Below are 14,311 nucleotides of genomic sequence, written 5' to 3'. Positions count from 1 at the left end.
TTAATTTTTGGATAATTCCGGCTTATTTCCGAAGGAGTTGCTTCTGTTCCCGCCGTTTATCAGTTTTTGAGCGTGGAGCAAAAATCCAAAGTGATTTTTGTCCCACGCTCTTTTTTTAACCCATTCCAATAGCGAAATTCAACAGTTTATCGGAGTATGTTGGGTTTTCTAAATCGGTTTTCATTGTTTCATTCAGTAGACTGAGCTGATCGGTAATGATACCATCGACGCCATAAAAAATCATTCGCGTCATAACATCTTCATCATTTGCTGTCCAAGCATAAACCTTTTTCCCATCATGATGAGCGGCATTTACAAAGTTACGATTCATTGTACTGTATTCCATAGTAAAAAAGTCAACTGGCATTTTAGGCGGTCCCACAATGTTGAAAGGAATAACGTAGCCTACATAAAAGCGTGGTTCTTCTTTCTTTAAGGCCATCGCCGTATCATAGGTTAAGGTATGAAGGATATGGCCGTTTTCTAAAATATTTTCACGGTATTGTTTGACAAAGCGCTGTACTAAATCAGGGCTATCCTGAGGCGTGGTTTTGATTTCAATTAATAAACGTTGTTTTAATTGATTGGCTTTGGCTAAATAATCATCAAAAGAAACCATTTTAGCAGTTTGACCATTTTCTGTGACATTCATGTTCGTTAATTCTTTAAGTGTTAATTGATTTGGTCGTTTATTAACACCCATTAACGCCCGTAAATTAAAATCGTGCATGACAATAAATTGATGGTCTTTGGTTTCTTGAATATCCATTTCAACATAATCAGGTTTTGCCTTATTGGTCTCGATTAAAGAGTCCAAGGTGTTTTGAACGCCATTGTTACCATTAACACCACGATGGGAGATGGTAACCGGTTTTCGGTCAGGTGTATGACTTAGGTAATTCGTATTATAGGTGCCTACACCAATTCCGAAGATGATTGCAATCAAACAAAAAAGAACGACTCTGAAGGTGGTCCATTCTACCCGAACCTCTGATTTCGGGGTGAACCATTCTGGCGTGTCAGGCAAAATCCCTTCATCCTCCATATCATCAACAATAATGTAAAAAATAGCAACACTAGACAACACCAAGTTTAAGAGCATCATAACCTGAAGGAGCGTCATAGCGATGACAGCGCTAGGTAAAGACCACTCAGGTTTAAACGTTTCGACTGCGGTTTGACCTAAAAATATCAAGAAATAGCCAGCCGTAAAAATCCCTAAAACAGTTCCACCAATGATAATAAATTGTCCTAAAATCTGGAAAAAGCGTCGCTTTGTAATTTGCCAACTACGTTTTAAAGACTCACGAAAACCAACATCACGTAAAATCAACTCTGGAAGGGCAAAAGCAAGTCGAATCGCTAAATATAAGATAATCAGTTCTAACAATACGAAACCAATAATAATAATGACGCGATTTGCAAAAATAAAATCTAAGATAAAGGCTGGAATCTTAACTCTTGTTAATAAATAAGAGCGGAAGGTTAACCCACTTAATGGTAAAATCAAAAAGAAATATGCTAGGAAAAACAGAAAGGTAATTCCTCGAACTTTTTTTATCTGAAGCAAGGTGCCGTGCAATAATTGCGTTAGAGTAATTGGTTGCTTTTTCTTAATAAAATAAACACTAAGCAATAAAAAGGTAAATTCAAAAAAGAGCGCCAGTAAAATTAACAGCCCAATTAGTAGAAAAGTCAAAAGGACATAGGGATGTTGCGTAGCAATTGCCCCTAAGTTATCGTAGGAAATATAATCAATCCCACCTTCTTTGAGTACCAATTTGGACAAACTTGTCAATAAAGGCAATAGAACGAATAACATAAATCCGTGCATCAAGAGCACATCGCGAAAATACGCCGTTGTCCCTTTAAGAAAATCTAGCGTATTCACAATACTATTTTTAAAATAACTAAACATCAAAAGTCCCCCAGTTTCTACCAAAATTCCATAATAAAAGGACTAAATCAAACTGACACAGGCAGAGTTTTGATTTAGTCCGTTCGCTTTTTTATTTATTTTACATTCCCAGTAAGCTAGTTAAAAATGTACCGCCATAAATTAACGCAAGACTATATAAATAGATAGAAGCAGGTTTTGCTAATAAAATAATCAGAGTAAATTTTTTCACAGACATTTTTGTTAAACCGGCCATTAAACAAAGCGCATCATCTGGTGCAATCGGGAAGAAAATTGCTAAAGCAAACAATCGTTCAAAACGTTTTTCATTGTCTAACCAACCGATATACTTGTTATATGTTTTATCACTGACAAGGCTCATAATGAATGGTTTCCCATAATTACGACCTAATAAGAAAATGATAATAGAGCCAAGTGCAATACCAACGTAATTATAGACGAAGCCCATTGTTGGCCCGAAAATCAAGACCCCTGCAGCACAGCTAACACCACCAGGAATAATCGGAATAACCACTTGAATAATCTGAATTAACATGAAAATAATCGGACCGAGAATGACAGATTGCCCTACTAGTCCTCTTAGTGCATTGATGTCCTTGAAGACACCTAATCGGATAAAATAGATGGTTGCAATTATGGTTGCAACAATGCCCAAAATGGAAATAATATTAACAATTTTTCTAGATAGGGTAACACTCACATTTCTCATCTCCTTTAGTTATACTCATCGTACTTTTAGTATATAACTTTTCATCAATAAAAAACATCGTTTGTTCTTTCTGCAAACGAACAAAGTTGTAAGATACGCATCATTTGATAAGTTTATTATACAAAAAAAGAGACAGAAAAGACATCCTACTTAAGACCCATTCTGCACTGATCTTTCGAAAGAGAGTAAAAGAAACGAAAGTGGCGCATCTTTTAGTAATATTATAGAGGGGCAAAGAGTGAAATTAAATTTGCATCCACGTCTTTAATGATTGCGTATCGTTGGCCCCAAGGTGCATTCCAAGGTTCTTTAAAAACAATGTAACCAGCTTGGCTCATTTTTTTCACGGTGTTATCAACTTCTGCGGCCGTTTCACAAAGAAAAGCAAGTTCGATTTTATCGCCTTGCTGACTAGGCGCAAACCCATAGACACCAGTAATCATTTGTAGTGAATTTAAAGAAATCCTGACGCCATTGTTTTGTAATTCTGTGTAATCGGGCGAAGCTTCTCCCAGCACGTTAAAACCTAGCGTTTGGTAAAAAGAGAGTGCTTGTGTCATATCGTTGACGATAATACCGACCATATCTAACTTCATCCTCATAACCTCCGATCTATGATAAAATAAGTGTAAGGGATTTTTTGGTAAAAACCAAACGATTTATAGCGAAAGTGCTTAAAAAATTAAAATGTAACAGTTTACAACGAAGAATAAGAAGACTATAATTATGTTAACTAGTTTTAGGTGTACCTAAAAGTGAAATGTTTGAACAAGATAGATTGAGGGATGTTGGATGAAAGAAAAGAAAACGGAAAAAATGCTTAATTATGCAAATGGACCTAGTTTAGAAGAGATAAATAATACCGTCGAGGTACCTAAAAACGCAAGCTTTTGGCGAACTTTGTTAGCCTATAGCGGACCTGGCGCTTTAGTGGCTGTTGGTTATATGGATCCAGGAAATTGGATTACGTCAATTGCTGGCGGAGCGGAATATAAGTACACGTTACTTAGTGTGATTTTGCTTTCTAGTTTAGTTGCCATGTTACTACAAAGTATGGCTGCGCGCTTAGGAATCGTGACAGGAATGGATTTAGCCCAAGCGACTAGAGAGCATACAAGTAAACGAACGGGCGTTGCCTTGTGGGTGGTGACGGAGTTAGCCATAATGGCAACAGATATCGCTGAGGTAATTGGTGGTGCCGTTGCTTTGCAATTATTATTTGGTTTTCCATTATTAATTGGTGTGTTGATAACAACGTTTGATGTTTTATTACTTTTGCTACTGACAAAGTTAGGCTTTCGCAAAATCGAAGCAATTGTTTCTTGTTTAATTGCAGTTATCTTTTTTGTTTTTGCTTATGAAGTGGCATTAGCAGATCCAAATGTTGGTGAAGTATTACGAGGTTTTATTCCAGACACAAAAATAGCGACAGATAAATCCATGTTATTTTTAGCCTTGGGGATCGTTGGAGCGACAGTCATGCCTCATAACTTATATTTGCATTCTTCCATTGCGCAAGCACGGAAATTTGATCGTAACGATGATGCTGAGAAAGCCAAAGCAATTCGTTTCACTACTTGGGATTCAAATATTCAATTAACTGTCGCTTTTGTCGTAAATTGTTTGTTGTTAATTTTAGGAGGAGCATTATTTTATGGAACCAACAGTGAATTAGGTAAATTTGTTGATTTATTTGATGCTCTGAAAAATCCAGATATTGTTGGTAATATTGCTAGCCCAGTGTTAAGTATTCTTTTTGCAATTGCTTTACTGGCTTCGGGTCAAAATTCAACGATTACAGGTACGCTGTCAGGACAAATTGTAATGGAAGGCTTTATCCATTTAAAAATGCCGTTGTGGGCACGACGAGTGTTAACTCGTTTGTTAGCAATTGTGCCAGTCATTATCTGTGTCATTATTTATGGCGGTAGCGAAACGGCTGTTGAAGACTTGTTACTTTATACGCAAGTTTTCCTAAGTATTGCTTTGCCAGTGTCGATTATTCCTTTAACGATGTATACAAGTGATAAAAAATTAATGGGCCAATTTGCGAATCCAGCGTGGGTGAAATTTTTAGCTTGGATTATTGCTATTGCCTTGACGTTATTGAATTTATTTTTAATTTATGGCACATTAACTGGTTTAACGAATTAATAAAAACAAAGGCTGACTGGAAAAGTTGGCCTTTGTTTTTTCATAGAATTTGCGCGTAAGAAATGGTAGAATAGGAAAGATGAAATACAAGGAAGAGAGGCTTTCACGTGACAGATTATTTAAATGTAGGAAAAATTGTGAACACACAAGGAATCAAAGGGGAAGTTCGGGTCATTTCGAAAACGGATTTTCCAGAAGAACGTTATCAAAAAGGGGCAACGTTACTGCTATTTCAAGAGAAAAAAGCACCAATTGAATTGGTCGTGAAGTCCCACCGCAAGCATAAGAATTTTGACATTTTAAGCTTTGAAGGACATCCAAATATCAACGATGTTGAAAAATATCGTGACGGTATTTTAAAAGTTGAAAAAGACAATCTCGCTGAATTGGCAGAGGACGAATTTTATTATCACCAAATCATTGGTGCCACTGTTTATGATGAAACCGGTAGTGAACTGGGAAAAATTAAAGAAATTTTATCTCCTGGTGCGAATGATGTGTGGGTCGTCCAACGACCAAAGAAAAAAGATTTACTTTTACCGTATATTGAAGGCGTTGTTACAAAAGTCGATGTCGAAAATCAACGGATTGATGTGGACATTCCAGAAGGATTGATTGACGATGAGAATTGATGTATTAACTCTTTTTCCTAGAATGTTTGAAGGACCAATGGGGGAATCAATTATTGGGAAAGCTCGGGAAAAGCAGTTATTAGAATTGAATGTCTCTAATTTTCGCGATTTTTCAGATAACAAACACCAAACGGTCGATGATTATCCGTATGGCGGTGGCGCGGGGATGCTTTTAAAAGTACAACCGATCTATGATAACCTAAAAGCAATTGAAGAAGAGACAAACCAGCAACCAAAACGGGTCATCTTATTAGATCCAGCAGGAAAACCGTTTAATCAAAAAATGGCCGAGGAATTTTCACAAGAAGAACATTTAGTTTTTATTTGTGGACATTATGAAGGCTATGATGAGCGAATTCGCACGATGGTTACAGATGAAGTTTCATTGGGGGATTACGTTTTAACAGGGGGCGAATTAGGCGCAATGGTCATGATTGATGCGACAGTCCGTTTATTACCTGATGTCTTAGGTAACAATCTTTCTGCACAAACGGATTCACATTCCACTGGCTTATTAGAGCATCCACAATATACCAGACCTGCTATTTTCAACGATATGGAAGTCCCTGCCGTGCTAACGAATGGTAACCATAAATTAATTGCAGAATGGCAACTAAAAGAATCATTACGACGGACCTTTTTACGTCGACCTGACATGTTGGAATCAGTAGAAATGACGCCTGAAATGTTGAAGTTATTAGAGGAAATTAAACAAGAAGAGCAAAAATAAGGGAACTTTCAAGAAAATTCTCTTTACAGCTTATTTTGTCTGTGGTAAACTAATTTGGTGAGTGCAATGCGCTCTAACTATTACAATATTCCGCTGTGGCAGAAGTGACCATAAGAATATTTGGGAATAAGGAGAAGGATAAAATGAATCCATTAATTCAAGAATTAACACAAGAACAATTACGTACGGATATTCCTGCGTTCCGCCCTGGTGACACTGTTCGCGTTCATGCGAAAGTAGTCGAAGGTACTCGTGAACGTATCCAGTTATTCGAAGGTGTTGTAATTAAACGCCGTGGTGCTGGAATCAGCGAAACTTACACAGTACGTAAAGTTTCAAATGGTGTTGGTGTGGAACGTACATTCCCATTACACACACCACGTGTTGCTCAAATTGAAGTGGTTCGCTACGGTAAAGTACGTCGTGCAAAACTTTACTACTTACGCGCATTACACGGAAAAGCAGCTCGTATCAAAGAAATCCGTCGTTAATCTTTACTATTCGACAAACGAACACCCTCTTGCTCAGCAAGAGGGTGTTTTTGTGTGTAATTAAACAAAAAATCAACATTGGCTAAGACCAGAAATGCTTCCTTTAGTGCTCCGAGTTGCTTTAATATAACACGCCAAATTGATAACCATTTGCTTGATAAAACTCTATTAATTGTGGCAATGCTTGTTTTGTTAATTCCTTATCTACTGAATCATGCATTAAGACTACTCTAATATTATAATCCGGATAAACCTCAAGTGAATGTTGATGGAAAGCGAGCATTTCTGCGACTGTAGTAGGCTGTCTGTCTAACGGCTCCGCATCCCCAACCATCGCATTCCAGTCAATCCAATGGATGCCAAGTTGTTTGAATAATTCATCAGATTTTTCTGTACCTCCCCATGACATATGACCTCCTGGGTATCGCCAGAGAGTTGTTTGAAATGTTTCGCCCAATATTTTTTTAAGAGAGTTTTTCATGGTTGCTATTTCCGCTTGTATTTCTTCAGTGTTGACAATCCCGTTTGGATATAACGTTGCATAATCATGAGTTGAACTATGAAAGCCTATTGAATGTCCTTCTGCAACTTCGCGTTTCACTATGTTTTGATTTTCGGAAGTTAGGGTATTTCCTACAAGAAAAAAAGTTGCGTGGACGTTATACTTTTTTAATGCATCTAGGACTTGTGGGGTTATTTGATTATTAACGCCATCATCAAAGGTTAAGAATACTAATTTTTCACCTTTGTAAGGTTCTTCTCCAGTTATATATTTTCTGATTTTGTCTGCTGAGTAAGCATATTTTTTTGATGAAATAGTCATGTGTGTTGATTCCTTTTCTAACTTGGTCGGGGAATCTTTTTTTGCAGTTGAATTTTTAGTCGATGTCTGCGTAGTATCATCATTTTTACTTGTTATCTTGGGTTGAGTTAATAGGAACGTTTGAATGAAAACAAGAACAATGAGGATTAACGCACTAAATAATACATACCCGTTTATTTTGAATTTTCTTTTCTTATGTCGCATACTTTCACTCCTCTTTGGTTAATGAAAAAGTTAAAAAATACACCTCCACGTTATACAAAATTGAACGTCCTATTAGTTATAGACGAATTTGAGGACCAAAAAGTTTCAATTTTTTCAATTTAGTTAGTTGTTTATTTAATAAAAAATAAAAGGTTGCTAGAGGATGAAAGGAGTATACTTTATTTATCTAGAAGAGTAATCGTAATGAGAAATGAGAAAGGGCTGTGGAAATGGATCATCAACAGGTGTTGAAAAATGAAATTAAACAATATTTAGTGAGTAAAAACTGTGAGAAGACGTATTATCATTGTATGGAAGTTGGAGAGTATGCCTATCAACTTGGTGAAAAATATTTAACTAGTCCAGAAAAAGTAAGTATTGCAGGATATTTACACGATATCTCTGCGATTTATCCAAATAATCAGAGAATTAGTGTCGCACAAAAATATGGGATTGAATTAAACGAAGCAGAAATGGCCTTTCCAATGATAATTCATCAAAAAATTTCTAAGTCTATTGCGAAAATGGATTTTGGTATTGAAGACAATGAAATTTTATCAGCTATTGAATGCCATACAACATTGAAGAAAAACTATTCGGACATAGATTTAGTTTTGTTTGTCGCTGATAAAATAAAGTGGGATCAAGAAGGGAAGCCACCATACTTAGATGGTTTATTACAAGCTTTAAATTGTTCTTTAGAAAATGCCGCATATTTCTATATCGATTATATTTTGAAACACGATATTAAAGTCGTGCATCCTTGGTTATGGGATGCTTACAATCAACTTAATTTGATAATTAAATAACAAATAAACATAGTCGTTTTTAGTCGAGTTTTGCTGGTGAGAAAAGTGGAAAAGTAGTACAGTATTCTTGTCAGAAAGAAGGGATTCCCAATGAAAAAAATAATCTTGATAGGTCTTTTATTGAGTATTTTATCAGGATGTTCTTCCAACAAAAGTGGTGATAGCACTGCAAGCAAATCAAGCAAGCCGACAGCAACTTGAATAAGACAAAAGCTAGTTGTGTATTATTCAACTAAAAATAAAGGGGTCAAAAACTTAAACGTTTTGACCTCTTTGGTTTGTATTGATGTACTTGTTGAATTCAATAGTTTTGAAAAATTTGTGTTCAGAATAAATATTTTCCTATGTAATTGCAACTTATGATGTACCAGTAGGATGAAAAAAATAGTGGTTGATGTCCATCAATAAAAAGGGAAGGAAAAGGTTTGTATGCAAATTTATGCTCATGAAAGAGGAAATTCTTATAGATGTACCTATTTTATAAGTTTTCATGAAGAAGAATTAGTAATAGCGTTGGTATGGGAAGATATTTTTTTTTACTTATAACAAGGAAGAGATAGAAAGTAGAATAAACAAGGTGATGGATTTGGGAACTTCAGTAAAACTAGCTCTTTATCAATTCATAGAAAAAACAAATTATTTGCTGTATCTATCTTACAAGGAATTACACTAAAATTATGCACAAAAAAAGCAATCGACCACTGATTGTTTTTATTTTATTTACCAGATAAATAGCCAGCCGTTTTCAGACGACTGGCCAAAGAGATAAATTTGTAAAGAAGTGATTTTTGCTTCATATAACCATTCTATACCATTTAATGATTTAACAAATAATTATTTTATTAAAAGAGATTAAAAAAATAGAAAACACAGGATACTTCGTTGACGGTCAAAATTTTAGAGACCAGAATACTTTTAAAATAACTATTTGTTTTGTTTGTATTTTATGTATTCATAGAATGTTAAAAATAAACAGACACTGAAGAATAATGTTAAAACTAACTTAGAAACTACACTATTAACTTGATATATTTGTAACAAGAACACAAAAGATACTATCAAATTACTCAACGATTTTGATTTAGAATACTTTTTCTTTTTAATTTCGTACAAAATTGAAAACAAAAGCCAACCTATAAGTACTAAAATTAGGATAGGTTGTTCCCAGGCTCTGGAATAACCAAATTTGATGAAGAAAAATAATAATGTGAAAATTAGAATAACCGTATAAATTAAATAGTTTTTGTATGATATCAGATTCATGATTATCCTCCTAATATTTGTTGTTTACACAATTCTAATACAGGTGTACAATAATGTAAAGGCTTACAAAAAATATTTTATAGAGGAGAGTTAATATGAAAAAGTTTTTTTTGTGTTCTATTGTTGCAATTAGTTTAATGGGTGGGATTGGTGTGCCAAGTGTGGCTATGGCAGCAAGTAATGAAGAAATGAATATGGTTGAGCAAAGCAAAGAGGAAGAAGTAGCTACAAGAGAATTTTTAGCAATGCAAGATCAGATTACTTCGGTTTTACAGATTGAAGATGGTCATTATGTTTACAACAAAGATGATGTAAGAAACATTGTTTATAGTTTTGATTTTGATAAACTTAATCAGCAATTAGATTTAAATTACACTAAAGAAACATTTTACAATATTGCTATAGAGTCAATCGATCAGACTAAGTTTAAAGAGAATAAGTTCACTACTTACAATACAAACCCTTATAATAAAAATGATTTTCAAGAAGGATGGAATTACTATCGTAGTTGGCAAGATCATAACACTGCAAAAACCTCTATAAAAAATATGTATGATGCTGCTGATGTATTAACAGCAGGAGCTGGTATAGGGGGAATAGTAGGAATATTTTCTTCAGGACCATTAGCGCCTTTTGTTGGTATTATGGCTGGTGTTTCTGGTTTAACAGCATTGTATTTCCAAAATATGGCTAGAAACACTGAATATAAAAATAATTATTCAGGGATTGTTCTTGAAGTGAATAAATTTACGGCTGTATATGATGTATGGTCTCAAAGTGAATATAAAGGTTAACCAGAATTTTAAAAGATTTTTTCCTGCAATATTTTAAGAGAGTATTCTTAATATTGCAGGTATTTTTGCAAAAATATTGGTAAGTAACAAATCAATGAAGATGAGGAGTGTTAATCTTTGAAAAAGAAAAAAGTTTCTTTCTTTAAATTATATATGTTAATTGTTTCACTAACTTTATTTTTGGGCTGTGGAAGCCAAGTTTTTGCTGCTTCAGCACCTCAAATGAAGAGCTTAGAAGGATTCAATTCTCTTGAAAAATATGACGATTTGCAAGGAACTGAGCATGCTTTTGCGAAGGTTCTTAATTACAAAACGAAGCGAACAGATATTACTGCTAAATCTATTTTAAAATATGTCTATCCTACAAGAAGGGATAAAGAACTAGAAAATTCTTCAGCGTCTATAAAAGATTGCATGAGATATGCAGAATCTTTGGGAGTTACTATGCAATGGAATGATGAGACTACAATTAAATATGACAATATTAAACAACAAATTGACAGTTTAAATCCCGTTCTTTTGTGCTTTAAACCAGATAAATTCGATTGGATGGAGCCTTATTTACTTACAGTTGCATATGGATATGTATACGTTGAAGGAGATGGTCAAGTGAACAAAAACTTTATGATGGCTAGTATTTGGAATTCCAAATATATAACGCCAACCACAATTAATGTGAATAGTAATGTGAATAATTTACGTGTAACTGATTTTTCAACAAATGGGAATCCCCAAAAAGATTATTCATACATTGGATCTATTACACTAAATTAAACATTTCAAGGAGTGAATTTAATTGAGAGCAAAAAAAATTTTTGGTGGTATGATTTTATTTGTATTGAGTATGTTAGTAGGAATTCCAGCATTTGCAGCAGAATCTAATACTTCTTCTTTGTACATTCAAACAGAGGCAGTGAATCAAGAACTGACAGCGCAAGCACAAAAAAATTGGAAATTTTATTTCGAAAATTTGTCAATAATGGAAAACACAGATTCTTTGAATGTAGATGAATTCTATTTAGGACAGCCATTTTTGCTTACAAATGAAGTAATCTATGAAGATGCGTTCTTTCCTATTATTAACAAACAAACAGGAACTATTGCAAATCTTTTAGAGATTTCAATGATAAATAGCAAACCGTCAATAACAATATCAAGTCAATTTGTAGAGCAATTAAATAATTTGACAACTACATCAGAAGGTTCATGTTTTTCATTGAAAGTAGATAATGACACACAACAACTAGTTATTGAAAAACAAGCTTACAATGATCATTCAGTAAATATTATGCAAACAGCAAAAGAATCTACTAGACAGAAGCGCTCTGTACCAGATGATATTGTACCAGAGTACACTAGAAAAGTTATACCAAACTGGATGATTACTGAAACTCAAACATATGCTCCCTGGTGTACACGGTATGCTCTGACAGCAATGATGAACACTGTGGAAGGAAATGAAATTTCTAATGCAAAAGATTTATTAAAAAAAGAATATCCTAATGCTACAGAAGAGCAACTACTGAATACTGATTATGTCACTGGAGGAACTATGTCAGAAGTCATTAAGGTGATGCAAAGAGAATATGGTTATACATTAGACATGGCTATAAAACCTTTAGATAGAAATGGTGTGAAGGAACAAATCGATAAAAATGCACCAATTTATGTTTCTTTAAAACCCACATACGAAGGCTCGGATTATAAAGGGCATGCAATTGTGTTGATGGGGTACATCGTTCCAAGTAACCCTTCAGCTGAATCATATTATTATTTTTGGAATCCTTGGTGGAATAAAGTAATGTTAACGAATCAACAAGATATTAGTCATTGGAATTTAAATTCGTACGTATATAATTGGGCATTCTCGGGAATTAATTTACGTAAAGAACCCTTAAAAGTTTCTGAAAATCCAGTGACGGTTACTGAGGTAAGTAAAACAATGATGGTTAATAACCAGTCTGGAACAATTAAAACTTTACCAACAGGACGTATTGGATCAGAATACATTAATTCTTCTGGAAAATTTGCTGGATGGGTCGTAACGGCTACTCAAGAAACTGGAACAAATTTGTATTGTAATGAATTAAAAGGATGGGTTGAAAAAAGTGCATTGACAGAAGTAATTTCAATGAGTATTCCTACAAAAATCGTTAATTCAGGCTTTTCTATTGATTATATTCCATGGCAATCAGGTATTCAGCACATAGGATACACAAAAGACCATATAAATCAGTCTGTAACCATAATTGCTCGTAATGGTTCATATTACTTCGTGCCAGATTTAGGTTGGATAGATAAGAAAGCGTTTAGTGTAAGCACACAAAGTCAAGTAGATGATATAAAGAACAGCAATACTGTTACTAATACAAAATGGACTATTAAAAATACAGAAAATCATTTAACTGTTTTGAACAATGGAAAATCAATAGACACTTTGCCTTGGGGGAAAAAAGGATTCAATAACTTAAGTAATGTCAATAATCATGCTAGTCAATATATTCACATCACGCAGGATGCAGGTTCGTATGTGTATAGTCCAGACTTAAGGGGCTGGGTAGATAAAAAAGGATTAAATTTTAAATGATATTTATTTTAGAAAATAAATTTACAAAAAAGTACCAGCATGGTATGGAACTGACCCAATAAACTAAGACAAAATAAAAAAGCACCTCTTGTTGAATTTACGGTAAAATGAATTTAACTAGGAGGTGCTTTTTCAATGGGAAATCGAGTTTCTTATCCGATTCACATCAAAGAAATGGCTATACAGGCGAAAAAAGAGAATATTCCTGTAAAAATAATTATGGGAAATTTTTATGCTAGATCTCTATTTGACTAGGCTCAAATAGATCTAAATCAATCGTTGGAGTGATATCTGTTTATATAAAGATAGGCTAAATTGTCATTTTTTTACGAATCGTCGTTCATGTTAAAATAAATGGAGAAATGTTTTAGTATTCATAGTAAGTATTTTATCGTAGAATAAAAGATATACTAACAATGGAGCGATGAAAATGCTAAAAGAAGAAAGATTAAATGCGATAGTCTCTCTAGTAGATCAAAAAGGGGCAATCAAAGTTACTGAAATTATGGAACGATTAAATGTTTCGGATATGACTGTTCGTAGAGATTTGACAGAATTAGAAGCAGCGGGGCGTTTAAAACGAGTACATGGAGGAGCTAGCAGTTTAAATACATATCGTCCACATGAATTGTCTCATGCTGATAAACAAATTATTAATAGTGTTGAAAAAAAAGAAATTGTCCAAAAAGCATTAAGTTTAATTCACGAAGAAGAAACTATCTTCCTAGGACCAGGAACAACTATTGAACTTTTGGCCGAGGCAATGGAATTTAAACATTTAAGAGTAGTAACAAACTGTTTGCCTGTGTTTGAAACGTTAAGTAAAAAAAAGAATGCGTTGACCATTTATTTGGTTGGTGGAGAAATGCGACTTTTAACTAAATCTTTTTTTGGTGAAATCGCTAATAAAGCATTAGAAGAAATGCATTTTCATAAAGCATTTTTTAGTTGCAATGCGTTAAAAGATAATAAAATTATGACAGCGACTATTGAAGAAGGACAAACACAAGCAATTGCATTAGATAACTCAATAGAAAAATATTTGTTAATGGATACTTCTAAAGTAGAGAAACAGGATTTTTATTCTTTTTATCAATTAGAAGAAGTGACAGCGGTAGTTACAAATAAAGATAAATTTGACACATCTAAAGTATTGGAAAAAGTTGTCAGGGTGATCTACTAAAAAGAAGAGGTGCA

13 protein-coding genes and 2 pseudogenes are annotated in these 14,311 nt (G+C 34.1%); 11 read left to right on the top strand and 4 right to left on the bottom strand.

Annotated elements, in window-relative coordinates:
- Positions 1-115: 115 nt before the first annotated feature.
- The 3 genes from IGJ03_RS07585 to IGJ03_RS07575 form a co-directional block, all read right to left on the bottom strand.
- On the bottom strand, positions 116-1,918 hold the full coding sequence (locus tag IGJ03_RS07585; protein WP_438711103.1) for a glycerophosphoryl diester phosphodiesterase membrane domain-containing protein: 1,803 nt from the start codon (positions 1,916-1,918) through the stop codon (positions 116-118).
- 100 nt (positions 1,919-2,018) lie between these two features.
- Positions 2,019-2,627, bottom strand: coding sequence for a TVP38/TMEM64 family protein (locus tag IGJ03_RS07580; RefSeq protein ID WP_002383106.1), 609 nt, complete (start codon positions 2,625-2,627; stop codon positions 2,019-2,021).
- A gap of 221 nt (positions 2,628-2,848) precedes the next feature.
- Positions 2,849-3,223 (bottom strand): VOC family protein, encoded by a 375-nt coding sequence (locus IGJ03_RS07575; RefSeq protein WP_002381774.1) that lies wholly within the window; start codon positions 3,221-3,223, stop codon positions 2,849-2,851.
- 196 nt (positions 3,224-3,419) lie between these two features.
- On the opposite strand from IGJ03_RS07575, the gene IGJ03_RS07570 reads away from it, so the two are divergent.
- The 4 genes from IGJ03_RS07570 (at position 3,420) to rplS (ending at position 6,634) form a co-directional block, all read left to right on the top strand.
- Positions 3,420-4,781 (top strand): Nramp family divalent metal transporter, encoded by a 1,362-nt coding sequence (locus IGJ03_RS07570; protein WP_002360069.1) that lies wholly within the window; start codon positions 3,420-3,422, stop codon positions 4,779-4,781.
- Positions 4,782-4,888: 107 nt separating this feature from the next.
- Positions 4,889-5,413 (top strand): ribosome maturation factor RimM, encoded by a 525-nt coding sequence (gene rimM / locus IGJ03_RS07565; protein ID WP_002362017.1) that lies wholly within the window; start codon positions 4,889-4,891, stop codon positions 5,411-5,413.
- The gene (gene trmD / locus IGJ03_RS07560; RefSeq protein ID WP_002381776.1) at positions 5,403-6,143 is read left to right on the top strand and encodes a tRNA (guanosine(37)-N1)-methyltransferase TrmD; all 741 of its coding nucleotides are present in this window, start codon (positions 5,403-5,405) and stop codon (positions 6,141-6,143) included. The genes rimM and trmD overlap by 11 nt, the downstream gene beginning before the upstream one ends.
- Before the next feature lie 143 nt (positions 6,144-6,286).
- Positions 6,287-6,634 carry a 50S ribosomal protein L19 gene (gene rplS, locus IGJ03_RS07555; RefSeq protein ID WP_002357176.1) on the top strand — a complete coding sequence of 116 codons (348 nt, stop codon included), beginning with the start codon at positions 6,287-6,289 and terminating at the stop codon, positions 6,632-6,634.
- A gap of 121 nt (positions 6,635-6,755) precedes the next feature.
- Here rplS and IGJ03_RS07550 read toward each other — a convergent pair whose 3' ends face one another.
- Positions 6,756-7,661, bottom strand: coding sequence for a polysaccharide deacetylase family protein (locus tag IGJ03_RS07550; protein WP_109537953.1), 906 nt, complete (start codon positions 7,659-7,661; stop codon positions 6,756-6,758).
- Positions 7,662-7,891: 230 nt separating this feature from the next.
- Here IGJ03_RS07550 and yqeK point away from each other — a divergent pair, with 230 nt between their 5' ends.
- From yqeK to IGJ03_RS07515, 7 genes and pseudogenes are all read left to right on the top strand, one after another.
- Entirely contained in the window at positions 7,892-8,470 is a 579-nt protein-coding gene (yqeK, locus tag IGJ03_RS07545; protein ID WP_002385850.1) for a bis(5'-nucleosyl)-tetraphosphatase (symmetrical) YqeK, read from the top strand.
- Between the two features lie 90 nt (positions 8,471-8,560).
- Positions 8,561-8,668 (top strand): annotated as a pseudogene (locus IGJ03_RS07540) (DUF4767 domain-containing protein); the annotation flags it as partial.
- A 231-nt stretch (positions 8,669-8,899) separates the two neighbouring features.
- A pseudogene (locus IGJ03_RS07535) lies at positions 8,900-9,143 on the top strand (hypothetical protein).
- A 685-nt stretch (positions 9,144-9,828) separates the two neighbouring features.
- Positions 9,829-10,527 (top strand): hypothetical protein, encoded by a 699-nt coding sequence (locus tag IGJ03_RS07530; protein WP_002374582.1) that lies wholly within the window; start codon positions 9,829-9,831, stop codon positions 10,525-10,527.
- A 117-nt stretch (positions 10,528-10,644) separates the two neighbouring features.
- Entirely contained in the window at positions 10,645-11,301 is a 657-nt protein-coding gene (locus tag IGJ03_RS07525; RefSeq protein WP_002374584.1) for a hypothetical protein, read from the top strand.
- Between the two features lie 22 nt (positions 11,302-11,323).
- Entirely contained in the window at positions 11,324-13,114 is a 1,791-nt protein-coding gene (locus IGJ03_RS07520; RefSeq protein WP_375804626.1) for a C47 family peptidase, read from the top strand.
- Between the two features lie 430 nt (positions 13,115-13,544).
- Entirely contained in the window at positions 13,545-14,297 is a 753-nt protein-coding gene (locus IGJ03_RS07515) for a DeoR/GlpR family DNA-binding transcription regulator (RefSeq protein WP_002369238.1), read from the top strand.
- Positions 14,298-14,311: the final 14 nt, after the last annotated feature.

Origin of the sequence: Enterococcus sp. DIV1315a (assembly GCF_051712325.1) — a bacterium.
Taxonomy (GTDB): domain Bacteria; phylum Bacillota; class Bacilli; order Lactobacillales; family Enterococcaceae; genus Enterococcus; species Enterococcus faecalis.
Note: the sequence above shows the minus strand (reverse complement) of the source record. Positions and strands in the feature narration are given on the sequence as shown.

Coding starts and splice junctions, on each gene's coding strand:
- IGJ03_RS07585 (WP_438711103.1), bottom strand. CDS start 1,918: ATGTTTAGTTATTTTAAAAATAGTATTGTGAATACGCTAGATTTTCTT.
- IGJ03_RS07580 (WP_002383106.1), bottom strand. CDS start 2,627: ATGAGAAATGTGAGTGTTACCCTATCTAGAAAAATTGTTAATATTATT.
- IGJ03_RS07575 (WP_002381774.1), bottom strand. CDS start 3,223: ATGAAGTTAGATATGGTCGGTATTATCGTCAACGATATGACACAAGCA.
- IGJ03_RS07570 (WP_002360069.1), top strand. CDS start 3,420: ATGAAAGAAAAGAAAACGGAAAAAATGCTTAATTATGCAAATGGACCT.
- trmD (WP_002381776.1), top strand. CDS start 5,403: ATGAGAATTGATGTATTAACTCTTTTTCCTAGAATGTTTGAAGGACCA.
- rplS (WP_002357176.1), top strand. CDS start 6,287: ATGAATCCATTAATTCAAGAATTAACACAAGAACAATTACGTACGGAT.
- IGJ03_RS07550 (WP_109537953.1), bottom strand. CDS start 7,661: ATGCGACATAAGAAAAGAAAATTCAAAATAAACGGGTATGTATTATTT.
- yqeK (WP_002385850.1), top strand. CDS start 7,892: ATGGATCATCAACAGGTGTTGAAAAATGAAATTAAACAATATTTAGTG.
- IGJ03_RS07530 (WP_002374582.1), top strand. CDS start 9,829: ATGAAAAAGTTTTTTTTGTGTTCTATTGTTGCAATTAGTTTAATGGGT.
- IGJ03_RS07515 (WP_002369238.1), top strand. CDS start 13,545: ATGCTAAAAGAAGAAAGATTAAATGCGATAGTCTCTCTAGTAGATCAA.